At 64.5% G+C, this 25,107-nt stretch carries 24 protein-coding genes; 6 read left to right on the top strand and 18 right to left on the bottom strand.

Annotation, left to right across the window (positions count from 1 at the left end; genetic code table 11):
- Window positions 1–56: 56 nt before the first annotated feature.
- The 13 genes from VGH68_RS00165 to VGH68_RS00105 all read right to left on the bottom strand — a co-directional run bounded on the left by VGH68_RS00165 (window position 57) and on the right by VGH68_RS00105 (window position 15,086).
- Window positions 57–1,094 (bottom strand): XdhC family protein, encoded by a 1,038-nt coding sequence (locus VGH68_RS00165; RefSeq protein WP_331601490.1) that lies wholly within the window; start codon window positions 1,092–1,094, stop codon window positions 57–59.
- 50 nt (window positions 1,095–1,144) lie between these two features.
- Window positions 1,145–2,503, bottom strand: coding sequence for an MFS transporter (locus tag VGH68_RS00160; protein WP_331601489.1), 1,359 nt, complete (start codon window positions 2,501–2,503; stop codon window positions 1,145–1,147).
- Window positions 2,504–2,560: 57 nt separating this feature from the next.
- Complete coding sequence (locus VGH68_RS00155) at window positions 2,561–4,222, bottom strand: UbiD family decarboxylase (protein WP_331601488.1); 1,662 nt, start codon at window positions 4,220–4,222, stop codon at window positions 2,561–2,563.
- Window positions 4,223–4,336: 114 nt separating this feature from the next.
- The gene (locus VGH68_RS00150) at window positions 4,337–5,809 is read right to left on the bottom strand and encodes an NAD-dependent succinate-semialdehyde dehydrogenase (RefSeq protein ID WP_331601487.1); all 1,473 of its coding nucleotides are present in this window, start codon (window positions 5,807–5,809) and stop codon (window positions 4,337–4,339) included.
- A gap of 104 nt (window positions 5,810–5,913) precedes the next feature.
- A complete protein-coding gene (locus tag VGH68_RS00145) occupies window positions 5,914–6,504 on the bottom strand; it encodes a UbiX family flavin prenyltransferase (RefSeq protein WP_331601486.1) in 591 nt (196 codons plus the stop codon).
- Window positions 6,491–8,161 (bottom strand): UbiD family decarboxylase, encoded by a 1,671-nt coding sequence (locus VGH68_RS00140; RefSeq protein ID WP_331601485.1) that lies wholly within the window; start codon window positions 8,159–8,161, stop codon window positions 6,491–6,493. The genes VGH68_RS00145 and VGH68_RS00140 overlap by 14 nt, the downstream gene beginning before the upstream one ends.
- Before the next feature lie 149 nt (window positions 8,162–8,310).
- Window positions 8,311–9,039, bottom strand: coding sequence for an enoyl-CoA hydratase/isomerase family protein (locus VGH68_RS00135; RefSeq protein WP_331601484.1), 729 nt, complete (start codon window positions 9,037–9,039; stop codon window positions 8,311–8,313).
- A 64-nt stretch (window positions 9,040–9,103) separates the two neighbouring features.
- Entirely contained in the window at window positions 9,104–11,470 is a 2,367-nt protein-coding gene (locus VGH68_RS00130) for a xanthine dehydrogenase family protein molybdopterin-binding subunit (protein ID WP_331601483.1), read from the bottom strand.
- Window positions 11,471–11,474: 4 nt separating this feature from the next.
- Window positions 11,475–11,987, bottom strand: a complete 513-nt coding sequence (locus VGH68_RS00125) for a (2Fe-2S)-binding protein (RefSeq protein ID WP_331601482.1) — start codon at window positions 11,985–11,987, stop codon at window positions 11,475–11,477.
- Window positions 11,988–12,006: 19 nt separating this feature from the next.
- A complete protein-coding gene (locus VGH68_RS00120) occupies window positions 12,007–12,888 on the bottom strand; it encodes a xanthine dehydrogenase family protein subunit M (RefSeq protein WP_331601481.1) in 882 nt (293 codons plus the stop codon).
- 30 nt (window positions 12,889–12,918) lie between these two features.
- Window positions 12,919–13,605, bottom strand: a complete 687-nt coding sequence (locus tag VGH68_RS00115) for an SRPBCC family protein (RefSeq protein WP_331601480.1) — start codon at window positions 13,603–13,605, stop codon at window positions 12,919–12,921.
- A gap of 120 nt (window positions 13,606–13,725) precedes the next feature.
- On the bottom strand, window positions 13,726–14,520 hold the full coding sequence (locus VGH68_RS00110; RefSeq protein WP_331601479.1) for an alpha/beta hydrolase: 795 nt from the start codon (window positions 14,518–14,520) through the stop codon (window positions 13,726–13,728).
- A 164-nt stretch (window positions 14,521–14,684) separates the two neighbouring features.
- Window positions 14,685–15,086: a carboxymuconolactone decarboxylase family protein gene (locus tag VGH68_RS00105; RefSeq protein WP_331601478.1), complete on the bottom strand. Its 402-nt coding sequence runs from the start codon at window positions 15,084–15,086 to the stop codon at window positions 14,685–14,687.
- 137 nt (window positions 15,087–15,223) lie between these two features.
- On the opposite strand from VGH68_RS00105, the gene VGH68_RS00100 reads away from it, so the two are divergent.
- The 5 genes from VGH68_RS00100 (at window position 15,224) to VGH68_RS00080 (ending at window position 21,753) form a co-directional block, all read left to right on the top strand.
- A complete protein-coding gene (locus tag VGH68_RS00100) occupies window positions 15,224–15,907 on the top strand; it encodes a GntR family transcriptional regulator (RefSeq protein ID WP_331601477.1) in 684 nt (227 codons plus the stop codon).
- 391 nt (window positions 15,908–16,298) lie between these two features.
- A complete protein-coding gene (locus tag VGH68_RS00095) occupies window positions 16,299–17,597 on the top strand; it encodes an MFS transporter (RefSeq protein ID WP_331601476.1) in 1,299 nt (432 codons plus the stop codon).
- Between the two features lie 136 nt (window positions 17,598–17,733).
- Window positions 17,734–19,155, top strand: a complete 1,422-nt coding sequence (locus VGH68_RS00090; protein ID WP_331601475.1) for a uracil-xanthine permease family protein — start codon at window positions 17,734–17,736, stop codon at window positions 19,153–19,155.
- Window positions 19,156–19,408: 253 nt separating this feature from the next.
- On the top strand, window positions 19,409–20,452 hold the full coding sequence (locus tag VGH68_RS00085) for a porin (RefSeq protein WP_331601474.1): 1,044 nt from the start codon (window positions 19,409–19,411) through the stop codon (window positions 20,450–20,452).
- A 212-nt stretch (window positions 20,453–20,664) separates the two neighbouring features.
- Window positions 20,665–21,753 carry a porin gene (locus tag VGH68_RS00080; RefSeq protein ID WP_331601473.1) on the top strand — a complete coding sequence of 363 codons (1,089 nt, stop codon included), beginning with the start codon at window positions 20,665–20,667 and terminating at the stop codon, window positions 21,751–21,753.
- A gap of 182 nt (window positions 21,754–21,935) precedes the next feature.
- On the opposite strand, the gene VGH68_RS00075 is transcribed toward VGH68_RS00080, so the two are convergent.
- Window positions 21,936–22,325 (bottom strand): response regulator, encoded by a 390-nt coding sequence (locus tag VGH68_RS00075; protein WP_331601472.1) that lies wholly within the window; start codon window positions 22,323–22,325, stop codon window positions 21,936–21,938.
- A gap of 177 nt (window positions 22,326–22,502) precedes the next feature.
- Here VGH68_RS00075 and VGH68_RS00070 point away from each other — a divergent pair, with 177 nt between their 5' ends.
- Window positions 22,503–22,775, top strand: coding sequence for a hypothetical protein (locus VGH68_RS00070; protein ID WP_331601471.1), 273 nt, complete (start codon window positions 22,503–22,505; stop codon window positions 22,773–22,775).
- 130 nt (window positions 22,776–22,905) lie between these two features.
- On the opposite strand, the gene VGH68_RS00065 is transcribed toward VGH68_RS00070, so the two are convergent.
- The 4 genes from VGH68_RS00065 to VGH68_RS00050 form a co-directional block, all read right to left on the bottom strand.
- Window positions 22,906–23,208, bottom strand: coding sequence for a hypothetical protein (locus VGH68_RS00065; protein WP_331601470.1), 303 nt, complete (start codon window positions 23,206–23,208; stop codon window positions 22,906–22,908).
- Window positions 23,205–23,579, bottom strand: a complete 375-nt coding sequence (locus tag VGH68_RS00060; RefSeq protein WP_331601469.1) for a phage holin family protein — start codon at window positions 23,577–23,579, stop codon at window positions 23,205–23,207. Before VGH68_RS00060 ends, VGH68_RS00065 begins: the two co-directional genes overlap by 4 nt.
- 101 nt (window positions 23,580–23,680) lie before the next feature.
- Entirely contained in the window at window positions 23,681–23,971 is a 291-nt protein-coding gene (locus tag VGH68_RS00055; RefSeq protein WP_331601468.1) for a CsbD family protein, read from the bottom strand.
- 315 nt (window positions 23,972–24,286) lie between these two features.
- On the bottom strand, window positions 24,287–25,107 hold an 821-nt coding region (locus tag VGH68_RS00050; protein WP_331601467.1), incomplete at its 5' end, for a chemotaxis protein CheB.

Here is a 25,107-nt window from a genome sequence, read left to right as displayed (position 1 = left end):
TCTCACCGTTCACCGTCGCGGCGCAATGACCGCAACATCTCCGCGATCGACGTGAATCAGTGAGGTCTCGTGACCGCGCAGCTCGTCTGCTCATTCGCCGCGATATCCAGCATCGTTTTTGCCTCGTCGATCCGGAATTCGCCCGGTAACGCGACACCGTTCTTGACCGCCGTCACCTCGGCGAGTATCGACACCGCGATCTCCGGTGGCGTACGGCTGCCGATATAGATACCAACGGGCCCACGCAAACGGCCGACTTCATCCTGGTTGAGATCGAAGTGCGTCTCGAGCCGCTCGCGTCTTGCGGCATTGTTCCGGCGCGAGCCGAGCGCGCCCACGTAGAAGGCGCGGGTTCTGACCGCTTCCATCAATGCGAGGTCGTCGAGCTTCGGGTCGTGCGTCAGTGCGATCACCGCGCAGCGCTCGTCGAGCTTCATGTCGAGCACGGTGTCGTCCGGCATCGAACGCACGAGCGTCGTGCCCGGCACGTCCCAGGAGTCGGTGTACTCCGCGCGCGGATCGCAGACGGTCACTTGATAGTCGAGACCGGTAGCGATCTGGCAAAGATAGCGGGACAGTTGACCGGCACCGATCACGAGCATCCGGTAACGCGGCCCGTGAATGGTCAGCTGCCGGCGCCCGTCGAAATCGACGCCGCCGCTGGAGTGCGCCGGCACGTGTTTCGCCGCGCCGCTCGCCATGTCGTGCGAGCGCGCGACAAGCTGCCCGGCCACCACCCGGCGGCACAACTCGTCGATGCCGCAGGCGCGCGTCAGTGGTTCGAGCACCAGCTCGATGGTGCCGCCGCACGGCAAGCCGAATCGATGCGCTTCGTCAGCCGAGATGCCGTACTTCATCGTTTCCGGGCGCGTCTGCTCGATCCCCAACTGGCGCACGCGGTCGATCAGGTCGTCCTCGATGCAGCCGCCGGATACCGAGCCAACCACCGCGCCGTCTTCACAGATCGCCAGCATCGATCCTTCGGGCCGCGGCGACGAGCCCCACGTCTTGACCACGGTGACGAGCAGCACGCGCCGGCCGCTTTCGATCCAGCGGACGCTTGCCTTTAGCACTTCGAGATTGACGCTATCCATGAAAATACCGAGTGGTTGTCTGCCATAGGCCGGGCTTCCGCAGCGACCCGTCAGTGTCGCGACAGCGCCGAGCGCAGCGACATTTCCCGCGCTGCTTCCGGCGTGATGGTCCGGTTGAGCATGAAGCAGGCGACACCGGCCGCCAGCAACGGCAACGCACCGAGCAGAAAGATCGTTCCGATCGGCGTGCCGAACGCGATCAGCACACCGGCGAGCAGCGGGCCGATGATCGCGCCGATGCGCGCCACCGCGAAGGACGCGCCGGTCGCGGTCGAGCGGATGAAGGTCGGATAGATCATGCTCGAAATGGCGTTCAGGCCGATATTCCCGCCCAGCACCAGCAGACCCGCGATCAGCGCCATCGCCATCGTGAGACCGGCGCCGGTCCCGACAGCCAGCCCGATCGCCGCCACCGGAATCGCGCCGAGGATCATCGTCAGCGTCATCACCGAGACGCCCTTCTTGTCGATCAACCAGCCAAAGAACCAGCTGAAGCCGGCACCCAGTTGAAACAGAGCCTGGCTGCGCGCCGCATTGGCGAAGCCGATCTGGTCGGTCAGCAGCGTCGTCATCCACTGTGACAGGAAGAAGTGGGTGACGAAAGAAAGGCCGAGGCCCAGCCAAAGGAACACGGTCATCGCCGAGCGGCCCTCGGTGAAAAGGTGGCCCACCGGCACGCCCGCGCGCACCTGCTCCTGGATGGTGAAGCGGGTGTCGTCCGCGAATTGCGCGCTCGGCTTCAGCTTGCGGGCGTAGGCCAGAATGCGTTTGCTGGTGGGATTGCGCAGGCTGAGGTAGCGGATGGATTCAGGCAGGCCGGCGAACAGAATGATGACCGCCAGCACCGCGCCGACGCCACCGACATAGAAGACCGAGCGCCAGCCATAGGCCGGGATGATCTCCGCCGCGAGCAGGCCGCCGCCGGCCGAGCCGGCGGTGTAGCCGAGGTAGAGCAGGGTGATGATCAAGCCCCGCTTGCCCGAGCGCGCATAGTCGGTGATCAGCGAGACCGCCATCGGCATGCCGCCGCCGATGCCGAGCGCCGCGCAGAAGCGCAGGATCGACAGTTCGACCAGATTGTGCGCGAACGGCACCGCGAACGTGAACGCGCCGAACAGCGCGGTCGCCATCAGGATCGCGCGCCGCCGTCCGATGCGGTCCGCCAGCATCGCGAACAAGACCGAACCCGCCATCCAGCCGACGATGCTGACGTTGAACACGGGCGTCATCAACGCACGGTTGATGCCCCATTCCTTGATGATGCCGGGCGCGGCGTAATTCAAAGCCTGATTGTCGAAGCCGTCCGCCAGCATCACGAGGGCGCACAGCACGAACAGGGTCACGGTGAACCAGCTGCGTTCCTGCGTCTCGACGACATGGGCGATATCGACGGTATTGTTTTGAGTCATGGAGTCTCCGGATGCCTCTGCACCTGGGTTGTGTACATACGGCTCGCGCGTTGGCGCTTACTCGCCGTGGCCGCCCGAGGCTTCGCGAACCGGCGTCTCCGGCTTCACGCCGCCGCGCCGGTTGACCCAGGTGCGCTCGCCGGTCTCGCGCCAGCCGCCTTTGGTGGCCGCGTCCGCATACTCGTCCCAGCGCTTGTCCCAGTCGCCCAGGTGATAGCCATGCCAGGGCGACTGCGGTGCGAGGCTCGGCAGTTCCAGCTCTTCCCAGATCTTGCGTGCGGCGCTCATGTAGGGCTCCGTCGGCAGCGCAAGCGGTGGCATGTCGTGCTTCAGCGTGGCATCGATCAGCAGCGTGCTTTCGAGCGGCGCGCGGCCGGACTTGGGGCCGTGCCCGCTGGTCCGATAAGGCGTCACATGCACGTCGTGCGTGAAGTCGGAGCGATAGGCCAGCGACCAGAACACGGCGTCGGCATTTTCCGGGTTGATATCTTCAGAGACGGCGATGACCAGCTTGCCGCACTGCGCCTGCAGAGTCGCCGCGCCCTGCAGGCCGCGCCACACCTCGGCCTGCGGCGTGCCCCGGGCAAACTGAACGAAGATCACCTTGCGCAGGTTGGTGAGTGGCTCATGCATCACGACCCGCTTGACGCCGCGTACGCCCATCACCTTCTGCAGATGCTCGAGGAACAGCGGCTCATAGGCCACCTTCTTCAATACAGAGCTTTCGCTCGGCGTCACCTGACTGATGATCGACACGAAGACAGGCTTCTTCTTCATCGTGATCGCGGTGACGTGCATCGACATGTTGTAGTCTTCGAGCGCGATATGGCCATGGCTCTCGCCGAACGGACCTTCCGGCTCCAGCGCGTCGGTGTCGATCAGGCCTTCGATCACGATCTCGGCGTCGGCGGGGACGACGAGATCAATGGTCTTGCAGCGCACCACGTCGACCGGCGCGCGCATCAGGCCGCCGGCGACGGCCATCTCGTCCTGGTCGATCTGCAGTTTCTGCGGGCCGGTGAACAGCACAGCCGGCGCGCAGCCCAGCACGATCGCGCACGGCATCTGCTGGCCTTTCGCGCGATATTTTTCCCAATGCAGATAGCCGCCCGCGCCCGACAGGCGGCTCGCCATGCGCACGCCGAGACGGTCCTCGGCTTTCAGCGCCGCGCGGTAGGTGCCCATGTTCTGGACGCCGCTCTCAGGATCCTTGGTCACGCACAAGGTCGCGGTCAGATAGGGCGCCGCATCGAAGCCGGGGGTGGAGACCGGCACCGGCAGACGCGACAAGCCCTTGCGCTTCAGCTCGTCGCCGCTGATCACCATTTCCTGACACGGCGCGTTGTCCGTCATGACCGGCGGGACGGGTTCGGCGATCGCCTCCATCCAGACTTTGCCGATCTGCTCGACGGGTAAGCCCAGGCCGGTGGCATAGATCTCCGGCGAGGCCGCGAGGCCGCCGATCAGCACCGGGATGTCATAAGTGTTGCCGTCGCCGTCGACCACGTTGGTGAACAGAAATGCGCGGCGCTGATCTTCGTGCAAGCCGCCCTGGAACTGCCAGCGCGCGAGCGGGTGCAGTTCCGTGTCCTTGTTGATCGGCCGGTCGATGCGAGTCAGCAGCCCCTTCGCCTCCAGCCGGGCGATATGTTCCTGCAAGTCGCGCGGGGCACCGCCGGCAGCTGCCGTTCGCGAAAGATCGTGAGTCGATGATGACATTCTGCGTCCTTAATTTGAGACCCAGCGGATGGGTAGACCAGTGTGATTGTATGATTGCATAGCGATATTACGAGTGTCAACGCGGAGGCACCCCGGTTGCCGCAGCCGGGTGGCTCAGAGACCACCCATGCACAGGTACTTGATCGCCAGATATTCGTCGATGCCGTACTTCGAGCCTTCGCGGCCCAAGCCGGATTGCTTGACGCCGCCGAATGGCGCGACTTCGTTCGAGATCAGGCCGGTGTTGATCCCGACCATCCCGTACTCGAGCGCTTCGGACACGCGCCAGACGCGCGCGATGTCGCGGCTATAGAAGTAGGCGGCGAGGCCGAACTCGGTCGCGTTGGCCGCGGCGATCGCGTCGTGCTCGTTGCGAAAGCGGAACAGCGGGGCGACGGGGCCGAAGGTTTCCTCGGTCGCGAAACGCATCGATGCGGTCACGTCACTCACCACGGTCGGCTGGAAGAAAAGCTTGCCGGCCGCATGACGCGCGCCGCCGGTGAGCACGCGTGCGCCGTGCGCGACCGCGTCGGCGATATGCGCTTCGACCTTCTCGATTGCGGCCTCGTTGATCAGCGGGCCTTGCGTGACGCCGTTCTCGAAACCGTTGCCAACCTTGATGCGGGCGACCGCCGCCGCGAATTTTTCGGCGAACGCGTCGTACACGCCGTCCTGCACGTAAAAGCGGTTCGTGCAGACGCAGGTTTGACCGGCGTTCCGGTACTTCGACGCGAGCGCACCCTCGACGGCCGCATCGAGGTCGGCATCGTCGAACACGATGAACGGCGCATTGCCGCCGAGTTCGAGCGACAGCTTCTTGACCGTCGGCGCGCACTGGCTCATCAGCAGGCGGCCCACCGGCGTCGAGCCCGTGAACGACAGCTTGCGCACGATCGGGTTGCTGGTCATCTCCGCGCCGATCGAGCGAGGATCGCCGACCACGACGCTGAACACGCCGGCCGGTACGCCCGCACGATGCGCAAGCTCAGCCAGCGCAAGCGCCGACAACGGCGTGGCTTCAGCCGGCTTCAAGATCATTACGCAGCCGGCGGCGAGTGCGGGCGCGACCTTGCGCGTGATCATCGCGGCCGGGAAGTTCCAGGGTGTGATCGCGGCGCATACGCCGATCGGCTCTTTCGTCACCAGCATCCGCTTGTCGGCGGCCGGCGACGCGAGCACATCGCCGTCGATCCGTTTGGCCTGCTCGGCGAACCATTCGATGAACGACGCCGCATAAGCAATTTCGCCTTTCGCTTCGGCGAGCGGCTTGCCTTGCTCAGCCGACATGATCACCGCGAGGTCGTCGGTGTTCGCGACCATCAGCGCGTGCCAGCGCTTCAGGATCGCTGCGCGGTGCGCTGCGGTGAGCGCGCGCCAGCCGCGCTGCGCGCGTTCGCCGGCTTCGATCGCGCGGCGCGTCTCGGCGCCCGTCATCAGCGGTACTTGGGCGATGGTCTCGCCGGTGGCGGGATCGTCGACGGCGAAGGTGCGCGCATCGTCGGCGCCGCACCACGCGCCGTCGATATAAGCGAGCGTGCGCAACAGGCTCGGGTCGGCGAGCCGGGACAGCAGATTGGATTCAGTCATGATCGTCGCAAAGGGGGGAGCGCCCGTGCGGGCGGCGCGGCGCTCCTGTGAAGTGGGTCAAAGCGGCGCGGCGCGCGCGTTACCGCGGCATTACCGCGGCATTACTAGTCTTCCTGCTGCGCTTTCCAGCGCTTGACCACACCGGTTTCGATGTCGAACAGATCCAGCAGGCGGCCCACCGTGTGATTGACGATGTCGTCGATCGTTTGCGGCTTCTGGTAGAACGCCGGGACGATCGGCGCGATCACCGCGCCCATGTCCGACAGTTGCACCAGCGTGCGCAGATGTCCGCCGTGCAGCGGGGTTTCGCGCACGCCGAGCACCAGACGCCGGCGCTCCTTCAACACGACGTCGGCCGCGCGGCTGATCAGCGAGCTGGTGATGCCGGTGGCGATTTCGCTCATCGAGCGCACCGAGCACGGCACGATCAGCATCCCCTTTGTCTTGAACGAGCCCGAGGAAATGGCCGCGCCGATGTCGCCGGCCGCATACCAGCGCGACGCGCGCGCGCGCAGATCGGCCGCGCGGATGTCGGTTTCGTAAGTCATCGTCAGCTCGGCGGCCTTGCTGATCACGAGATGCGTCTCGATGCCCGCCTCAGCGAGCAGTTCGAGCGCGCGAATCCCGTAGATCACGCCGGACGCGCCGGTGATGCCGACGATGATGCGTTCCGGCGTACCGTTATGCGTCGTCATGATCGACGCTCTCGTAGCCGCGCACCGGCGAATTCGGCTCCACGCCGGCGCGGCGGCGTGCCTGGTAGGACGCGTCGCGCTGCATCCATTCGCCGCGCGTCGCCTGCTCGGCGTTGCGGTCCCATTCGTCGCTCCAGTCGCCGAGCGAGTAGCCGTACCACGGCGACTCCGGCTTCAGCTTTGGCAGGCCGATGCGTTCCCACAGCGCTTTCGCGTTCTCCATGTATTCCTTCTTCGGCAGCGCGAGCGGCGGCATCGGCGCCTTCATCGTCGCGTCGACCAGCATCGCCGAATCGAGGCCGGTATCGTGATCCGAGCGCGGGCCGTGGCCATGCTCGCGGAACGGAATCAGCTTCACGTCCTCGACCGGGTTGCAGCGATAGCCCATCGCCCAGAATATCGCGTCGGCGTTGTTCGGATCGATGTCGTCGTCGACGGCGATCACGAACTTGCCGATCGCGGCTTGCAGCGACATCGTGCCGTACAGCGCGCGCCAGACTTCGGTCTTCTTCGAGCCGCGCTCGAACTGCAGGAACACGAAGCGGCGCAAGTTGGTGAGCGGCTCGTGCAGGAACACCTTCTTGATGCCGCGAATGCCGAGGTGGTCGCGCAGGTGGCGCAGGAACATCGGCTCGTAGGCGAGACGCTTGATCACGCTCGATTCTGACGGCGTCACCTGCGAGATGATCGAAGTCAGCACCGCGTCCTTGCGGCGCGTGATCGCCGTGACTTCGATGGACATGTTGTAGTCTTCGAGCGCAACGTAACCGTGGCTTTCGCCGAACGGACCTTCCGGTTCGAGGAACGTCGGATCGACGTAACCCTCGACGACGACTTCGGCTTCGGCCGGCACCAGCAGATCGACGGTGCGGCCCTTGACGACGCGGATCGGCGCACCGGCGAGGCCGCCCGCGACGCTCAGTTCATCGGTGTTCGGGCGCAGCTTCTGCGGGCCCTGGAACGCGACCAGCGGCGGCGCGCCGAGCACGATCGCAACCGGCATCTTCTCGCCCTTCGCCGAGTACTTGCGCCAGTGGTCGAGACCGCCCGCACGCAGGTTCACGAGCATCATCATGCCCAGCCGCGTCGCCGATTTCAGATGGCCGCGATAGGTGCCCATGTTCTGCACGCCGGTTTCCGGGTCACGCGAAATCACGCCGGTCATCGTCATGTACGGCGCGGCGTCGAAGCCCGGCGTCGAGATGGGCAGCGGCAGCGATTCGAGCCCGTTGCCCGGACCTTCGAGGTCCTTGCCTTCGATCACGATGTCGTGCACGGGGCCGCTTTCGACCACGACGGGCGGGATCGGATTGTCGATCGCACGGTTCCACGCGTCGCCGATGTCGTCGAGCGACGGCACGTTCATGCCGATCCGATAGACCTCCGGGTTCGCGGCGATGCCACCGACGATGACCGGAATGTCGTACTTGCGGCCCTTGCTGTCGACGATATTCGTGAACAGGAACGCCTTGCGATCGGCTTCGGGAATACCGCCGCGGAACTGCCAGCGCACGAGCGGATGCATTTCAGTGTCCTTGTTGACCGGCTCGTCGATCCGGTACAACAAACCTGCCGCTTCGAGGCGTGCGATATGTTCGTGCAGGTCCGCGTAACCCAGGTTAGCGGAAGACGTGGAAGTGGTGTCTTGATCAGCCATGGCTAGAAGTCCCGTGAAGCACCGCGTTGCGCGGCGCTCCTATTGCTTGGTGTGTTGCCCGAAGCGGGCGAGGTGTTGCTTGTTCGATCCGTCTCGCACGCGCCGCGCGCGGTGCACCGCACTGCGCGTAGCGGTGGTTAAGCGGTGGTTCAGCGGCGCATCGACGTCATTGCGTTCGCGAGCGACGCTCCGGCCACTTCGCTCGCGAGCGAGAAGTCGGGAATTGTGATTTCGCGGAAGTATGTCTTCAGCGTCGCGATCGCGATCCGATCGCGCGTGCAGATCGACGCGACCATCGCGTCGGCCCGTTCGCTCAGGCTCGCGGCCGGCACGACCTCGGCGACGATGCCCCACTCGCGCGCATTGGCCGCGTCGATGGTTTCGGTCAGGTAGACCATGTGCGCGGACGCCTTCGGCGGCACCTTGTGGCGCAGCACGGACAGCACGAGCGTCGGCGGCAAATTCTTTTGCAGCTCGGGCAGGCTGAAGCGCGCGCTGTCCGCCGCGACAGCCATGTCGCAGGCGGTGACGAGCGCGCAGCCAAAGCCTTCCGCATCGCCTTGCACTTCGGCCAGCAGCGGCACTTCGCTTTCGTGCATCGCGCGATACACATCGAGAATCGGATCGGCCACGTTGCGGCGGAACTGCGCGGACGTCGGCGGCGTGGCCGGCGGCGCGCCGACCGCGCGGCCGCGGCAGAACCCGGAACCCGACGCGCGGATGCGGATGATTTTTACGGCGCTGTCGCGGCCGGCCTTGCGGATCTCGGCGGCGAGCGCGCGCATCGCTTCGAGCGTGAGCGTGTTGCCGAGTTCCGGCTGGGCAAGGGTGATCCGGTATTCGGATTCATGGAGCGCTGCGGTGAATTCGGTCGTCATGGAGAAGAGGTCCAAACAATGAAAACAGGGGAGGGCGCCCGCGCCGAGCGAGCGCCCGTGCAGGTCAGCGCGCGTATGCGCCCGCTTCCTTGAGTTTCTGGAATACGCGCTGCGGTACGAGCGGTGCTTCGGTGAATTCGACGCCGTATTCCGAGAACGCGTCCTCGATCGCGCCGACGATTGCCGCGGCCGCCGGAATCGTGCCGCCCTCGCCCGCGCCCTTGACGCCGAGCGGGTTCAGCGGCGACGGCGTTTCGAGGTGCACGATGTCGATGTTCGGCACGTCGGTCGCCATCGGCAGCAGGTATTCGCCGAAGTTCGTCGTAGTCGGCTGCGCGTTCTCGTCGTACTGCATCCATTCGAGCGTCGCGTTGCCGATGCCGTGCGCGACCGAGCCGATCACCTGGCCATCGACGATCATCGGATTGATCAGCTTGCCCGCGTCGTGCGCCATCACATAGTTGAGGATCGTGATGTGGCCGGTCTCGCGATCGACTTCCAGTTCCACGACGGCGGTGCCGTTGCAATACGTCGACTGCGCGGGCGAGAAGTATTTCGTCTCCTCGAGGCCCGCGGTGAGGCCCTTCGGCATCGTGAAGCCCGGCATGCCCTGCGAGATCTTCGCCAACTGGCCGTAGCTCATGCGTTGTTCGATACCCGAGCGGCGCGCCACGTGACCCTCGATCAGCACGAGCTCGGCGGGTTCGCACTTCCACAGATGGGCGGCGAGCGTGAGCATTTTCTCGCCGACGGCCTGAGCGGCGATGTAGACCGAGTTGCCGGCATTGACCGTCACGCGGCTCGCGAACGTGCCGACGCCCATCGAGATGCCGCCGGTATCGCCGGTAATCACGTCGATCGTTTCGAGCGGTACGTTAAGCTGCTCGGCGCAGATCTGCGCGAAGGTCGTCTTGTGACCCTGGCCTTGCGGCGATGCGCCGGTGATCACGGCAATGCGGCCGTTCGCCTGCACGCGCACCGTCGCGCCCTCGAACGGGCCCATGCCGGTGCCTTCGACGAAGCTCGCCATGCCGATGCCGATGAAGCGACCCTGGCGGCGCGCGTCGGCCTTGCGTGCGGCGAAGCTCGCGTAGTTCGCGCGCTCCAGCGCTGCTTTCTGGCACGCCGGATAGTCGCCGCTGTCGTAGCGCAGCGGGCTGCCGTCGCGATAGATGAAGCCCGCGTCGTACGGCATCTGCTCGGGTTGAATCAGATTGCGCCAGCGCAGCTCCGCGCGGTCCATGCCGAGCGCGCGGGCGGCCTTGTCGAGAATCCGCTCCATCGCGAACACCGCCTGCGGACGTCCTGCGCCGCGCACCGGCGAGGTCGCGCACTTGTTCGTGTAGACGACGTCGAGCTTCGCGCCCATCGCGGGGATCACGTAGGGGCCGGGCGTCGTCGTGATCGAGATGTACGGCGTGATGATGCCCCACGGCAGAAATGCGCCGTTGTCGTGCACCATCTCCAGTTTTACGCCGCGGATCTTGCCGTCGTTGTCGAGCGCCATCCGCACGGTCCACCACTGGTCGCGCTCCTGCGTGACCGCGAGGAAGTGCTCGCGCCGGTCCTCGATCCATTTGACGGGGCGCTTGAGTGCAACCGCCGCGATCGCGACCAGTCCCTCTTCCGGATAGAACGGCAGCTTCGGACCGAAGCCGCCGCCGACGTCGTTCATCAGCACACGCAGCTTCTCGGCATCCCACTCGAGCAACTCGACGAGATTCTTCTTCTCATGGTGGGGCGCCTGACCCGACGACCAGACGGTCAACTCGCCGTTGGTCGCGTGATATTCGGCGAGATAACCGCGCGTTTCCATCGGATGCGCGGAGCCGCGGTTCTGCCAGTAGGTTTCTTCGACGACGTGCGGCGCATTGGCGAAGGCTGCGTCGATGTCGCCGAAACCCATTTCGATATGGGCGACGACGTTGTCTTTCGCGTCGGTGTGGCACAGCGGCGACTCGGCACGCAGTCCGTCGCGGCAGTCGGCGACGGCGGGCAGCGTGTCGTACTCGATCTCGATCAGGCCGCAGGCGTCTTCGGCGATATAGCGGTTGTCCGCGACGACGAAGGCGACCGCTTCGCCCGCGAACGTGACTTCCGTCGAGGCGAGCAGTTCCTGGGTGCGCTCGAAGCGGATCGCCGGGTTCGGCAGCATCGACGGCACGCGGCCGCGTGCGCGGCCGCTCAAATCCGCGTGCGTGTAAACGGCGTGCACGCCCTTGAGTTCGCGGGCGGCCGTGCAGTCGATCGACACGATCTTCGCGTGCGCATGCGGGCTGCGCAGCACGGCGGCCTGCAGCATGTTGGGCAAGTGCAGGTCGTCCACGTACGAGCCCTGGCCTTGCAGCAGCTTCCTGTCCTCGGTGCGCGTGACGCGCTTGCCGATGTAGCGCTGGTCGGTCGGAACGCCCTTCAGGTCGGAAATTTCCATCGTGTTACTCCGTAGCGTGTGCCGCCGGTGTGTTGGCGCGCTGGTCGCGGATGCGCTGTGCCGCGAGCAGCGCGGCGGCCACGATCGGCTGGTAGCCGGTACAGCGGCACAGATTGCCCGTGATCGCTTCGCGGATCTCGGCTTCGCTCGGCGAATCCGTTTCGTTCAGCAGTTCGGTCAGCGTCATCAGCATGCCGGGCGTGCAGAACCCGCATTGCAGCGCATGTGTTTCGGTAAAGGCTTTTTGTAGTTCGTTGAGCGTGCCGTCCGCGTGGGCGAGCCCTTCGACGGTGGTCAGCGAGCGGCCGTTGACCTGGGCGGCGAGCGTCAGACACGCGCGCGCGGTGCGGCCTTCGATCAGTACGGTGCAGGCCCCGCATACGCCGTGCTCGCAACCGTAGTGCGTGCCGGTGAGTTCGAGGTCGTGACGCAGGAAGTCACCGAGCATGCGGCGCGGTTCGACCTCGCGCTCATAAGCTTTGCCGTTGACGACGACTCTGACGATACGAGTCTCCATGTCCATCTCCTTAGTCACTCTACGATTGTCTTGCGACGCGCGAGAACGCTGTTTTCAGCGCTCTTTCGGTCAGGACGCCGGCAAGATGCTGGCGGTAGTCGGTGCTCACGTGCGCGTCGGTCATCACGTCGAGCGCGCGCGCGGCGTCGCTCGCGACGCGCAGCGCGCTCTCGTCCATCGGGCGGCCGCGCAGCGCGGTTTCCACGTCGTGCATCCGCACCGGGCCGGGCGCGACGCCGCAGATCGTCAGCGACACGCGGTCCAGACGTCCTTGCGCGTCGGCGGTGCAGAGCGCCGCGACGCCGACGATCGCATAGTCGCCGTGTCGCCGCGCGAACTCTTCGAATGCATAGCCATGGCCTTCCGGCCAGATGTCGAGCGAAATACCGGCGAGCAGTTCGCCTTCTTCGAGCGCGGGCGTCATGTACATCAGCGCCCACTCGGACATCGGGACTTCGCGGGTCGTGACCGCGCCGTCTTCGTAGCGCGCGATCGTCAATACGCCGTCGAGCGCGGCGGTGAAGCACGGCTGTTCCGACGACGGATCGAGCTGGCACAGGCTGCCGCCGAGCGTGCCGCGATTGCGGATCTGCTTGTGGCTCACCAGCTGGTACGCCTCGCGAAGCAGCGGTGCGCGTTGCGTGACGAGCGGCGACAGTTCGATGTCGCGCTGCCGCGCCATTGCGCCGATGTGCAGGCGGCCGTCGCGCTCTTCGATGCGGGTCAGTGCGTCGACGCCGTTCAGGTCGATCAGGTGACTCGTCATCAGATACCGGAAGTTCATCATCGGCATCAGCGACTGGCCGCCGGCGAGCACTCGCGCATCCTCGAGCGTGCCGAGCAGCCGCGCGGCTTCGTCGACGGTGGTCGGCGCGTGGTACTGGAATTCACTGGGTTTCATGCGTGCTCCGATAGTGCGGCGGTGGCTTCTTCAGTGCTGCTGTTTGATCCCGAAGAGCCGCGCGAAGAAATTCCGGACCGACTGCCACATCGCCTTGCGCACTAGCGCGCCGGCGTCGAGCGGCACGACCGCTGCCGCTGGCGGCGGCGGGCGCCGTGCTTCGGTGGCGGGCCGCGGCGCAACCGGTTCGCCGGCCAAATTCGACGCAACCGGCTCGCTGGTGGTCGCCGGCGCGACTTCGGCGGAGTGCGCCGCATCGGCCTCGATGAGCGCGGTCAGATTCTTGGCGAACTGGTTCAGCAGTTGCTGCGACAGCGCCTCGATCATCCCGGCGCCCCGCCCGTACTGCGCGACCGTGCCCGACAGATTCACGTCCGACACGACGTCGACCTTGGTCTTGCCGCCGCCCGCGTCGGTGACGGCCGCGTTGATCTGCGCATCGGCGCCGCCACGGCCTTTGGTGTCGGTGCCGCTGGCGGACACCACGACCGTGCGCGCGGCGTCGTTCTGTTCAGCGATCTTGAATTTGCCCGCGAATTTCAGCGTGAGCGGACCGAGCTTCACGGTGAAGCCGCCCTTGTAGCTGCCGTCGGGTTGCTGTTCTTTGAGTTCCGCGCCCGGAAAACACGGTGCGGACCGTTCGATGTCGATCATCGTCTTCCAGACGTCCGAGGGCGGTGCTTCGACGATGAAAGACGAACGGATTGTGATTGCCATGCTGCCTCCTAGGAGCGATCGGGCCGTGGATGTGCCGCTCCGCTTGCACTTATCTAGTCACTACTGAGCCGCGCGGCGGGTTGAAACCTGTCGCACCTGCCGGCGGCTCCACGTTTCAATTCATTGCGCGAGCGTCGACAGAAAGTCGTCGAATATCGCTGCGAAGGTGTCGCGCATCTCGAACGCTCCAAAGTGCGCGGCGCCCGGAACCGCGACGAAACGGCTGTTGGGCAGCGCATCGGCGATCTTCTGCGAGACCGCCGGCGGAATGCTCGCGTCGGCGTCGCCCGCGACGACGAGCGCCGGTGCTGTTACGCGCGGCAGTTCGCCGAGGTTGTCGAGCAGCGAGATCGCCTGCCAGTTCGCGCTCCAGCTATACCAGTCGTCCGCGGCGAGCCGCGCGCGGCACTTTTCGACAAGTTCGGGGCGCGGCGTGTCGGCGGCGAACCAGCGCGTAATGGTTTCGTCGATCACTTCGGACATCGAGCCGTTCCGGCTGATGTCGCCGCGCGCGAGAATGCGCGGGCGCACTTCGGCGGGGAACCCGCCGGCCGTTGCGCAAAGAATCAGCGCGCCGACCAGCTCGGGAAACTGGATCGCGACACGCTGCGCAATCATGCCGCCCATCGATACGCCTATCAGCGTCGCACCGGTCAGGCGTTCCTGGCGCAGTACCGCGGCGATGTCGGCCGCGTGATCGGCGAGCGTGACAGGAGCGGTGACGAGGCTGGACTCGCCGTGGCCGCGAAGATCGATCGCGACGACGTCATACGATGCGGCCCAGGCCTCGGCGTATTCATCCCACCAGCTTCGGTCGACACCGATCGGATGAAGCAGAACCAGCGGCCGCCCCGTCCCGCGACGCGAGTAGGCGATGCGGCCGGCTGGAATTTCGCAGAAAGTGGAATCAGACATTGATGTATACGGGTAATGCGCGGGTGCGACAGGTGCTCAGCGCGATCGGCAACGGGGGCCGCAAGCTTCGGCGCGAGACGCCTGCGACCCGCTGGACCACCAGACTGCTCGTCTGGAATGAGATGACGAATCCGCACGGCGCCTTCACCGGCCGCAAGCCGCCTTCAGGCAGCAGCAGCCTTCGCCTTCAGGTCGAGCACGACGGCCTTCGCGCGGCGCAGGCCTTCGGCTGCAACAGGAATACCCGCATAGACGCCGGCTTGCAGCACGACTTCGGCGATCTCCTGTTCCGTCACGCCATTGTTCACCGCGCCGCGCGTATGCACTTCGAACTCGTGCCAGCGGCCGAGCGATGCCAGCATCGCGAGGTTCAACATGCTGCGCGTCTTGCGCGTGAGCCCATCGCGGTTCCAGATATTGCCCCAGCAAACGTCTTCCGTGTACTCGAGGAACACGGCGTCGAAAAGGTTGGGAGTCGCGTTGCTCTGCGTATGGCTCGCGCCCAGCACTTCCTTACGGATCTTTGCGCCGATCGCGCGGCGTTGGGAAAGCGTAATGTCTTCCATGACTGTCCTTAGGTTCATCCAACTGTTGTAGGATTGTATAATAGGAGGCAGTATCGGAGCTTCGATGCAGAATGTCAATATGATTGTATTACGAACATTCGCGTGGCTCCTATCAATTCAAACGGCAAAGGGATGGAATGAATACCAACAGATTGGTCGTGCGGCCGGTGGCGACGCTGCGCCAGCAGGTCATCGACGGTTTGCGCTCATGTATCAGCGACTTGACCTTCAAGCCGGGCGACCGCTTGATCGAGCGCGAGTTGTGCGAAATGCTCGGCGTAAGCCGCACCCTCGTTCGTGAGGCGCTGAGCCAACTGGTGGCCGAGGGGCTCGTGCAGATCATTCCGCACAAGGGTCCGATCGTCTCCGTGATGACACGGGACGAGGCGCGAGGTTTGTATGAAGTACGCGCGGTGCTCGAGGCGCTCGCCGGCAGACAGTTCACCGACCGGGCGACGGACGAGCAGCGCGTCGCATTGAAGCAGGCGTTGCACGAGCTCGCGTCGATCCGCAACACCCAAGGCCAGGAAGGCATCATGCTCTTCCTTAAACAGAAGGCCCGGTTCTATGACGTGATGCTCGACGGCGCCAGCAATCCAGTCCTCACGGAAATGCTGCGTCTGGTCCATACGCGGGTGATGATGCTGCGTGCCACGACGCTCTCACAGGAAGGGCGTCTGCCGCAAAGCTACGACGAGATCGCGGCGATCGTCGACGCAGTGATGCGCAACGATGCCGATGCGGCCGCGGCGGCGTGCAAGCGTCATGTCGAGGAAGCCGAGAGGCTGGCCGTGCAGGTGCTCGCCGAAGCCGCCGAGTAGACCGGCCAACCCGCGTCAGCCGTTTCTTTCGGACCTGACACGCCGCTCTGAAGATCGAATCTTCGCCGCGCGGCGTGTCGGCTTGCCGAGCGGCCCGGTCAACGGCACCTAGCCCGACCTTCTTTTCTCCCATTCGCGCGCTCATCGCTTGTGCGGCGCGCTATCCCTCGGCTCAGCCCTATCGCGGCTGCCGCGCTCATCCCTTGCTCACGATCATGGTCCTCCTGCCTCGCAGGCAGGTGCCGCGGGTCAGTCACGGCGCGACAGACAGTAATACAATAATCCGTATTGCAATCCCATTGCATTACGTTATACTGCCGCAAATCATGAAACGGGCATACGACCCGCACGACTCGCACGCCTTACCGGCAAAGATCAGGAGACGGACACAATGGGCACTACCCGGGACGCCACCGCGGCGTCGGCGGCTTCGGCCGATCCGCAGGGATTCAGGTTGTCGCGCTATCAGTGGCTCGCGCTGATCTCGGCGTTCCTCGGGTGGATGTTCGACTCGATGGACCTGAATCTCTTTACGCTCGTGCTGGTGCCGAGCGTCGGCCAGTTGCTGCACAGCACTGACGCCACCGAGATCAGCAAGATCGGCAGCTACATCATTGCGGTCAAGCTGCTCACATGGGGCATCGGCGGCGTGCTGTTCGGGGTGGCCGCCGACCGGTTCGGCCGCTCGCGCGTGATGGGCTGGACGATCTTCATTTACGCGGCTTTCACGCTGCTGAGCGCATTCTCGAAGACCTGGAGCCAGCTTGCTATGGCGCAGGCGATGGCCGGTTTCGGCATCGGCGGTGAATGGGCGGCGGGGGCCGCGCTCGTCGCCGAATCGTGGCCAGGCCGGCAACGCGTCCGTGCGATGCAGATCATGCAGATGGCGTTCGCCTTCGGCTTTCTCGCGGCGGCGCTCGACAACCTGCTGCTCGGGCGCTTCGGCTGGCGCGTCGTACTCGCCGTGGGCGCCGCTCCCGCGCTCGTCACGGTCCTCGTGCGCCGCTTCGTGCCCGAGCCGCAACGCTGGGTGCAAGTGCGCGACAGCGTGTTAGCCGAATCGGCGCTGCAAACTTTCACCGCCATCTTCGCGCCGGGACTACGCCGCAACACGATCATCGGCGTCGTCGTGTCGTCGGCTGCGATGCTCGGCTGCTGGGGCGGTCTCACGTTCCTGCCGAGCTGGATTCATCAGTTGTCCGTTGCAGCCGCCGATCATCGCGACATCGGCACGACGGTCAGCTACGCGTTCATCCTGATGATGATCGGCGCGACGCTCGGCTACCTGACGCTGATCTGGATGCTCGATGCACTGGGCCGCCGGCTCTCGTACTTCATCTTTTCGGCAGGCTCGCTGGTGGTGTCGCTCGTGCTGTTCATGACGGTGCATGACATCGGCCGGGTGCTATGGCTGATGCCGGTCTACGGTTATTTCGTGATCGGCGCATTCGGTACGTTTGCCGCTTACTTGCCCGAACTCTTCCCCACCCGCGTGCGGGCGACAGGGCAGGGCTTCTGCTGGAACATGGCCCGCGCGCTGACCAGCATCGGTCCGATCGCCGGCACTGTGGTGGTAGCGAGGTTTGGTTCGTTCCCGGCGGCATCGGCGGCGGTGTCGCTGCTGTTCATCGTCGGCATGGTGTCGATCTGGTTCGGTCCCGAGACCAAGGGCATTCCGCTCGACAACTGACGAACACTGACGACAACCGGGCGGGCGAGTCGTTCGAGTCGGCCGTACAGGTGCCCACTTCGTGCGATCGCGCGTGAAGGGAAAGAGAGCGGTGCGGCTTCAAGTCCGCGTCGGCAGACAGGATTTTTTTGGTCGAATGGGACATACCTTGAATAACAAGATGCCGAACCCCGGCGCTTCGATCCGGGAGACCACTGCAGAACAACCGTCCGCGCGCATTTTCGAGGTCGGAATCAACGAGCGGCTGCCGCTCCCGCAACTCGCCGTGCTCGCGCTGCAGAACGTGTTCGGCATGACCGGCATGTTCGTGTTCCCGGGACTGCTCGGCCGCGCATTTCATTTGTCCGATCCGCAGATCTCGTACCTGTACGGGATGACCTTCATCGCGTGCGGGATCATCACGATCCTCCAGTCGGTGCTGCTGTTGCGCCTGCCGATTGCGCAAGGTCCGTACGCAGGCAGCTTCGGTGCTCTGCTAACGGTCGGTCATTTGCAAGCGGGCGGCCTCGGCACGGCATTCGGATCGTTCTTCGTCGCTTCGCTGATCTGGTGCCTGCTCACGGTGCCGATTCGCGGACGCAGCGTCGCGGGGATGTTCGTGCGGCATTTGCGCCTGCCCATCATCTCCGGAATGATCGTGATGTTGATCATGGTGCAGATCGCCAGCGTCGCGCTGCCGACCTGGATCGGCAGCCCTAAAAATCCCGGTTTCCCGCTGGTGAACCTGTTTTCCGGCGCGGTCGCGGTGGCCGGTATCGTGTTCGCGATGCTGTGGGGCGGCCGGCGGCTGCGCAGCGTCGCGATCCTGCTCGGCCTCGCGCTCGGCACACTCGCGTACACGCTGTTCCAGCCGATGTCGTTCGCGGCGGTGAGCGCCGCGCCGCTGCTCGTCGAGCCGCGTATCTTCCCGTTCGGCTTCGGCGCGCGTGCCGATCTCGTTGCGGTGTTTCTGCTCGTGCTGATCCCGGCTGGGATGGGATCGATGGCCCTCTACCAGACAGTCGCCGACTGGGGCAATGAGACGCTGAGTCCCGGCCGCATGTCCGAAGGGCTGTTCGGCGTCGCGCTCGGTTCCGTTGTCGCGGCAGTGTGGGGCGGCTTCAGCACGATCGCGTACCCCGACAACATCGGCATTCTGCGCGCGACGCGGGTCGGTTCGCGCTTCGTGACGCTCGCCGCAGGCGTGCTCTTGATCGTATTCGGCGGCTGCGTGAAGTTCGACATGCTGCTCGTGGTCGTGCCGATCCCGGTGATCTCGGCCGCCGCGACGCTGCTGTTCGGCATCGTCTTCATGCACGGCGTACACATTCTCGCGCACGTGGAGTGGGACGACCGGCGGTTGATCGCGGCGGGGCTCGCGTTTCTCGTTGGCCTCGGCGGTCTATTCATCTCGCCCGACGTCATCCATGCAATGCCGCTGATGCTGCAGCTCGTGCTTCAGCAGCCGGTGATCTCCGGCGGTTTCACGCTGGTCGTGCTGCACTCGCTGCTTTGCTCGAAGCAGCAGCCGTCGAATGAGTCGTCGGCCGCGCAGTCTCGCGCGGAAAACCGGGCGTAGAAAACGGGCGTAGTAAGCGGGCGTAGGCCAGGCCGTCGACCATGCCCGGGCGTCGTGCAGTTGCGAGCCTTCGCGGCGCCGTTGTTTCAAAGATCGGCAGCACCCATAGAAAAAAGTCGAAATACACGCAAGGCAGTCTTCGGTACTTAAAAGAAAGCGAACCTTCGGAATGCGATTCGACACGTGCGAACGTGTGCGAAGACGCCCCGCTTCGCAGCCGCGAATCAACGGTCTCGAAAAGCAGGATAAATAGATGAAAACAAAAGTGGGGATAAAAGCGCTTGTTCTTGGCACCGCGCTATTCGCTGGAGTGGCTCACGCACAATCAAGTGTGCAGCTCTACGGGCTTGTCGATGCATTCGTCGCCTACAAGAAGCCGATGAACGGGCAGTCGAGCGTCATTGCCGGCAATGGCGGCATGACGGCACCGTACTTCGGCCTGCGCGGATCGGAAGACATTGGTGGCGGCACGAGTGTCATCTTCGACCTCGAAGGCTATTTCAACATCCAGAACGGCTCGATGGGCCGCACCGGTTACCCGCACGACGGCCTGTTTTCACGTAATGCGTACGTTGGCGTGAGCGGCCGTTACGGCACCGCATCTGCCGGTCTGATTCCGCCATTGCTATGGTTCTCGACCATTACGTTCAATCCTTTCTGGAACTCCTTCGTGTTCTCGCCGATCGTGCTGCACAGCTACGTCGGCGTGAATGGCCAGGGCGTGTTCGGCAACGCCGGTGAATGGTGGAACTCCGTGTACTACGCGTCGCCGTCGTTCAATGGCCTCATCGGACGCGCGATGTATGCGTTCGGCAACGAGCCGGGTCATCTCGGCCAGAACAAGTGGAGCGGCCAGGTCTCGTACAGCAACGGCGGCTTTGCGACGTCGATGGTCTATCAGCAGATCAAGTACAGCCAGAACGCCGGCGATCTCGCCACCGTGCTGCCGGGGATGACGACGCAGTCAGTGGTGAACCTCGGTATGTCGTACGACCTTCACTACGTGAAGCTATATGGCCAGTACCAGCACATCTGGGATTCGATCCCGAACGGCGACGTCGGCATCGACACCGGCCAGCTCGGCTTCTCGATTCCGGTGGGCGTCGGCCGGATTCTCGGCTCGGACGCGTATTCGAAGAGTAGCGGCCATAGCTCGGTTTATCGCAATAGCTGGGCGCTCTCGTACGACTACCCGCTGTCGAAGCGCACCGACGTGTATGTCGCGGTGCTATCCGATCGCGCCAGCAAGATGTCGAGCGGCACCACCGCCGGCGGCGGCATCCGCACTCAGTTTTGATCGACTGCACGCGCTGGCGACGCGTGAGCTGCGGGCTCAGATCCACGGCAGCGACGCGCGCGCCAGTTTCGGATAACGGCATCGCGGGTCGTCGCATGCAGTTCCAGGTCGACCTTCGCGCAATGCACGGTTAATGGCAGGGCAAGTGCAACACACAGCACAGCCCCTGCTCCACGAATTTAACGATGTTCCATGGAGGAGAAATGTTTGAAATGGAAGTAGCAGGTCGCGGTACACGCGGAATCGGTCTGAAGCGCTCGCTGGCCGTCATAACCTTATTGGGGCTTTCAGCCGGCGCCGCTCATGCGCAAAGCAGCGTGACGTTGTATGGCTCGCTGGACGGCGGCCTGCGCAATCTCGTGAACGGCACCAAGGCAGGCGGTGCCGCGCTGACGATGGCCTCGAGTGGCGTCTATAAATCGAATCGCTGGGGCTTTCTCGGCGTCGAGGACCTGGGCGGCGGCTACTACGCGCGCTTCAACCTGGAAGCGGGCTATATCCTGTCGACTGGCGCCAACAGCAGTACGACCAACCAGTTGTTTGCGCGCACGTCGACCGTCGGGTTCGGCGGCCCGTTCGGTCAGGTCGACATGGGCCATCAGTTCACGCTGCAGCACCGGTTGATCAAGGACTTCGAGCCGTTCGACCTGCGCTATCTGGGCATCACCGAAGCGGCGGCGATTTCGGGCGGCACCAATGGCCGCGACGATAACGCGATCCACTATCACGGTGACTTCGGTGCGTGGACGCCGCGCTTCGTCTATGCGCCGGGCGGCATTGCGGGCAGTCTCGCCAGCGGCAGTGTGCTCGCGGGCGGCCTGAACTACCACAGCAAGCTGTTGCGGTTCGGCGCAGGCTATACGCACCGCTCGAACCCGCTTTCCGCCACAGCGACCACCACCCCTTATTTCGCCAACAATCAATACACCGCGGGCGGTGCCGTGACGCTCGGCCCAGTCGATCTGATGGCGGGGTATTCGCTCGCCACCCAGGCCGTTCCGTCGACGGTGCACGGGGAGACGCGCAATCAATATCTGTGGGGCGGTTTCCGCTATAAGGCGTCGCCGTTCTTCCACGTAACGGGCGCGTATTACGACGACAAGAACTCGACGGCCGGCGTGGACGGCAGAAAGGACGTCGCCATTCTGGGCGTCACCTATTCGCTGTCGAAAAGCACCGAGCTTTATGCTGACGTCGACTACACGCATTTCACGGGTGGCTACGTGACCAATGCAACGCTGAACCCGTCCGGCCATGCAAAGCAGACGGGCGTCTCGTTCGGTATGAACCATAACTTCTAGGACCCGCGAACACACGCTGGACTCAGGAAGAATAGGCGTCGCGTACCTGCGGGCGCGTGCAACGCGCGCTCGAAGGCTTGACTGAGGTTTGCCGGTGAGAGGCGCTGAACCCGCCTCTCACCGATACTTCGAAGCACCGCGCGGAGGGTCGCTTACTTCGCTCGGTTAACCGCGCGGCTAGGTCATGTGTTTTTGCCGCCCGGCCAATTCCGATGCGTCACCCGTTCGATCAGCAGACGGCGCATCGTGGCAAGCAGCACTGTGGCATCGACGGGCTTGCGTAGAAAGCCATCGTAGCTGACAAAGGCAGGTGGGGACGGTTCGCCGGAAATCAGAATAAAGGCGACGTCCGGCAGACCGGGGAAGGTGCGCAAACGGTGACAGAGTTCGCTGCCTGACATGACCGGCATGCGCCAGTCGGCGACGACCACATCCACCGGAGATTCCATGAACGCGGCCAACGCCGAGTGGCCGTCAGTGGCGCACTTCACGTCGAATCCCTCGGCGACGCACAGGTCCGCCCACGCTGCAAGCGTCTGCGCATCATCGTCGACCAGTAGTACGCTTGCCATGCGTCAGATCCGGATCATCGGTTCTTATTCGTCCACATAATGCCGCCAAAGTTCACGCGGCGATCGTTCGTCGCGTGCGTATGATGGTCGAGCGACAGGGACGCAGCGGCCGTCCGGCAAATATCACTTGCGGCATGCCGCGTGCATGACTGGTTCGACTAACGGAAGGAGATGGGGATGATCCGCAAGACGCTCAATGCTTCGCAACTCCAGCAGGAGGTCGATAGGCGAATCCATCGGCTGCAGCCAATCGTCGAGGATGGCGTCAAGATTCGTGTGCCGCGACCGCAGTTGCAGGAGCCTGACAGGACCGGCTGCAACTGGAACATGACGCACTTTGGCAACGCGCTTGGCTTCGAGCGCGACATCGACGGCGTGCTCAAGGCCGTGCGCGCGGAATACAACCTCAGTACGGAAGTGAAAGCCGCCAACAACCCGTTTGGCGACTGAGCGTGAACACATACGAAATCGAAGGTCAGAAAGCGGATCACTACGGTCACGCGTGAGCGTCGAGGGCCTGGCGGCGTTGCAGACTTGCGCAGTCCGATCGGCTTGAGCGGGCCACACGCGCCGCAGCCGTTCACATCAGCTTCGAAAGCATCGGGCGGCCGCTCAGGCCGAGCCAGGCGAGTGCTCCGGTGCTGCCGGCAACCGCGAGCGTCCGGCGTGGCCCAAGGATGATCGCGCTTGCGCACAACGCAAGCAGCAGCGTGACGCGCGGTGCACGCACGATCAGGTCGCCGACCTTCACGGAATTCGGATGTCGCGATGTCGAGCGGGCCGGCGGCGCAGCGTAGCGGGCCGCGAGCAGGGCTGTTCTCGATGCCGCCATGCGCTGCAAAACAGCCGCCTCCTCCTCGTTTGCAGTGGGTGCGTGGCTCATCTGAGTGCCTCCTTCAACGTATCGATGTCGTCACGAATTTCGTCCTTCAGGACATGAAATGACCGACTGGGCTTCTGTGCCCTAACGATGGTCAGCGAGACGACAGACAGCACCAGCCACGTCGCGGCGACGCCCCATACAACCGGAAGGAAGTACGGTGTTCCCCAAGCGGTGGCGATGATCGCGATGCATAGGAAAGAAAGGGTGAAGAGCCCCGCCACCGCCAGAGCAACAAGCGCGCTCAACTCGCGGACCAGGCGTTTGCGGGTTTCATCGAGTTCGATACCCAGCAGTTCGCCATAGTCGGCGGCACGCTCGATACAAAACCTGCCGACATTTCGCCACCTTGTGACTTTCAAACGAATGGACATTCTTGAACTCCTGAGCGTGGCTGGTTGCGCAAACGCAGCGCTCGACCGGCCGCCCGGCGTATGACGCGGGGGCGGTTGCACTGGGGCAAAATGGGCGCGGATCAGTCCCGCCGCTCCCATCGTCCGCGACCGTTGCGGGGTCTCGCGCTCCCGTGTAACGCGCCGAGCACGAAACCCACGCTCGCGGCAATCGCCAACGCCGCGCCCGGACGCTCCGCCGTCGACTGGCGCACGACTTGTGTGAAATCGGCGTACAGCCGTTGCGCTTTTTCGCTCAACTCCCCGGTCGCCGCATCACCCGGTGCAGTGATGCTGCTGCCGGACGGATCGCCGGCGTCTTGCCGCACTTCGCCGGTTTCGGGCTGTAACGCTGCTGGCTGCGTCGTTTGCATTTTCCGCTCCTCATCGTCGTGACGGGTGGGACTGCACAGGCTGAAGCGCCGGAGTGCCGCGAGCCCGGCGAACCCTGTCTGCGATAGTCCGCTGCGCAATACGCGGGCCACGGGTACAGACCACCGATGATGGGCGAACAAACGTAGCCCGAGCCCGCACGGTCGATCGATTGCACAGCGACGTTTGCATCGGGAGCGCAGGCAGTCGAGCGCCGCTGAACCAACTACACCCGCGACGCGTAATTCCTGCAAAGAATCGACGCGACGGGAGCGATGATCGAAAGCGGTGTCCGTCGATCCGGCCAGCGACGCCGGTTACTTGTCGGTACCTTCGAGCACGAAGCGCCGAAGGGACTCCTGCAGCGATTGGAACTCGGCATGCTCGACGCCCGCGGCCGCGGCCAGGGCTTCGTCGCCGCTGCGCCTGGCTATTTCCGCTTGTGCGAGAGCAAGCGTGGCTCGCTCCTCGGCCTTCCGGATGGCGATCCAGAGGGCTTCTTCCAGCCCCAGCCGTTGCGCGCTGGCGAGCGCCAGATTGGAGAACGCATGGCCGGTATGGCATCGGTAGCGCAGTGGAGCGTCGGTGCCGATCCGCCAGACGACGCCGCCGCAGTCCGGGCACGTCAATGGACTACGCTCGCCAATCAGATCGAGCTCGGCCGGTGACGTTACGCCGGTCGTGCTGATGCGGGCTTCGGCAGCGACCTGCGTTGGGTGCGGTTCCATAACCTTTGGCCGGCGGGGCGCCATCAGCGCCTGAACGATGGTTTCGCCCACCTTGTCGAGCGAGGCGATCACCGCGTCTGGAACGGCTCGCAGGGCACTGGCAGGCATCGACGGCGCGACGCTGTCGATCGGGTCCTGCACGATGATGGAGCCTCCACACGCGCGCACGGCGACGGCGCCCGCGGCCCCGTCGTCAAGATTTCCAGTGAGCACGACCGCGATCGCTCGCGGACCATACTCGATAGCGGCGGAGCGAAACAGCGGATCGATTGCGGGACGCGCGAAGTTTTCCTTGGGTCCCGCACTGAGTCTGATCCGGCCGTTATGCGCCATCAGATGCCGGTCGGGAGGCGCAATGTAGATTCTCGACGGTCTGATGAGCGTGTCATGTTCGGCGTGCTCGACCGGCA

This window comes from Paraburkholderia sp., from assembly GCF_036488505.1.
In the GTDB taxonomy this organism is placed as follows: domain Bacteria; phylum Pseudomonadota; class Gammaproteobacteria; order Burkholderiales; family Burkholderiaceae; genus Paraburkholderia.
The sequence above is the reverse complement of the archived record's forward strand: the minus strand, read 5'-3'. Positions and strand labels throughout refer to the sequence as shown.

What these genes read in the sequence shown, in the direction of transcription:
- VGH68_RS00165 (WP_331601490.1), bottom strand. Translation starts at nt 1,094, where the DNA reads ATGGATAGCGTCAATCTCGAAGTGCTAAAGGCAAGCGTCCGCTGGATC.
- VGH68_RS00160 (WP_331601489.1), bottom strand. Translation starts at nt 2,503, where the DNA reads ATGACTCAAAACAATACCGTCGATATCGCCCATGTCGTCGAGACGCAG.
- VGH68_RS00155 (WP_331601488.1), bottom strand. Translation starts at nt 4,222, where the DNA reads ATGTCATCATCGACTCACGATCTTTCGCGAACGGCAGCTGCCGGCGGT.
- VGH68_RS00150 (WP_331601487.1), bottom strand. Translation starts at nt 5,809, where the DNA reads ATGACTGAATCCAATCTGCTGTCCCGGCTCGCCGACCCGAGCCTGTTG.
- VGH68_RS00145 (WP_331601486.1), bottom strand. Translation starts at nt 6,504, where the DNA reads ATGACGACGCATAACGGTACGCCGGAACGCATCATCGTCGGCATCACC.
- VGH68_RS00140 (WP_331601485.1), bottom strand. Translation starts at nt 8,161, where the DNA reads ATGGCTGATCAAGACACCACTTCCACGTCTTCCGCTAACCTGGGTTAC.
- VGH68_RS00135 (WP_331601484.1), bottom strand. Translation starts at nt 9,039, where the DNA reads ATGACGACCGAATTCACCGCAGCGCTCCATGAATCCGAATACCGGATC.
- VGH68_RS00130 (WP_331601483.1), bottom strand. Translation starts at nt 11,470, where the DNA reads ATGGAAATTTCCGACCTGAAGGGCGTTCCGACCGACCAGCGCTACATC.
- VGH68_RS00125 (WP_331601482.1), bottom strand. Translation starts at nt 11,987, where the DNA reads ATGGAGACTCGTATCGTCAGAGTCGTCGTCAACGGCAAAGCTTATGAG.
- VGH68_RS00120 (WP_331601481.1), bottom strand. Translation starts at nt 12,888, where the DNA reads ATGAAACCCAGTGAATTCCAGTACCACGCGCCGACCACCGTCGACGAA.
- VGH68_RS00115 (WP_331601480.1), bottom strand. Translation starts at nt 13,605, where the DNA reads ATGGCAATCACAATCCGTTCGTCTTTCATCGTCGAAGCACCGCCCTCG.
- VGH68_RS00110 (WP_331601479.1), bottom strand. Translation starts at nt 14,520, where the DNA reads ATGTCTGATTCCACTTTCTGCGAAATTCCAGCCGGCCGCATCGCCTAC.
- VGH68_RS00105 (WP_331601478.1), bottom strand. Translation starts at nt 15,086, where the DNA reads ATGGAAGACATTACGCTTTCCCAACGCCGCGCGATCGGCGCAAAGATC.
- VGH68_RS00100 (WP_331601477.1), top strand. Translation starts at nt 15,224, where the DNA reads ATGAATACCAACAGATTGGTCGTGCGGCCGGTGGCGACGCTGCGCCAG.
- VGH68_RS00095 (WP_331601476.1), top strand. Translation starts at nt 16,299, where the DNA reads ATGGGCACTACCCGGGACGCCACCGCGGCGTCGGCGGCTTCGGCCGAT.
- VGH68_RS00090 (WP_331601475.1), top strand. Translation starts at nt 17,734, where the DNA reads ATGGGACATACCTTGAATAACAAGATGCCGAACCCCGGCGCTTCGATC.
- VGH68_RS00085 (WP_331601474.1), top strand. Translation starts at nt 19,409, where the DNA reads ATGAAAACAAAAGTGGGGATAAAAGCGCTTGTTCTTGGCACCGCGCTA.
- VGH68_RS00080 (WP_331601473.1), top strand. Translation starts at nt 20,665, where the DNA reads ATGGAAGTAGCAGGTCGCGGTACACGCGGAATCGGTCTGAAGCGCTCG.
- VGH68_RS00075 (WP_331601472.1), bottom strand. Translation starts at nt 22,325, where the DNA reads ATGGCAAGCGTACTACTGGTCGACGATGATGCGCAGACGCTTGCAGCG.
- VGH68_RS00070 (WP_331601471.1), top strand. Translation starts at nt 22,503, where the DNA reads ATGATCCGCAAGACGCTCAATGCTTCGCAACTCCAGCAGGAGGTCGAT.
- VGH68_RS00065 (WP_331601470.1), bottom strand. Translation starts at nt 23,208, where the DNA reads ATGAGCCACGCACCCACTGCAAACGAGGAGGAGGCGGCTGTTTTGCAG.
- VGH68_RS00060 (WP_331601469.1), bottom strand. Translation starts at nt 23,579, where the DNA reads ATGTCCATTCGTTTGAAAGTCACAAGGTGGCGAAATGTCGGCAGGTTT.
- VGH68_RS00055 (WP_331601468.1), bottom strand. Translation starts at nt 23,971, where the DNA reads ATGCAAACGACGCAGCCAGCAGCGTTACAGCCCGAAACCGGCGAAGTG.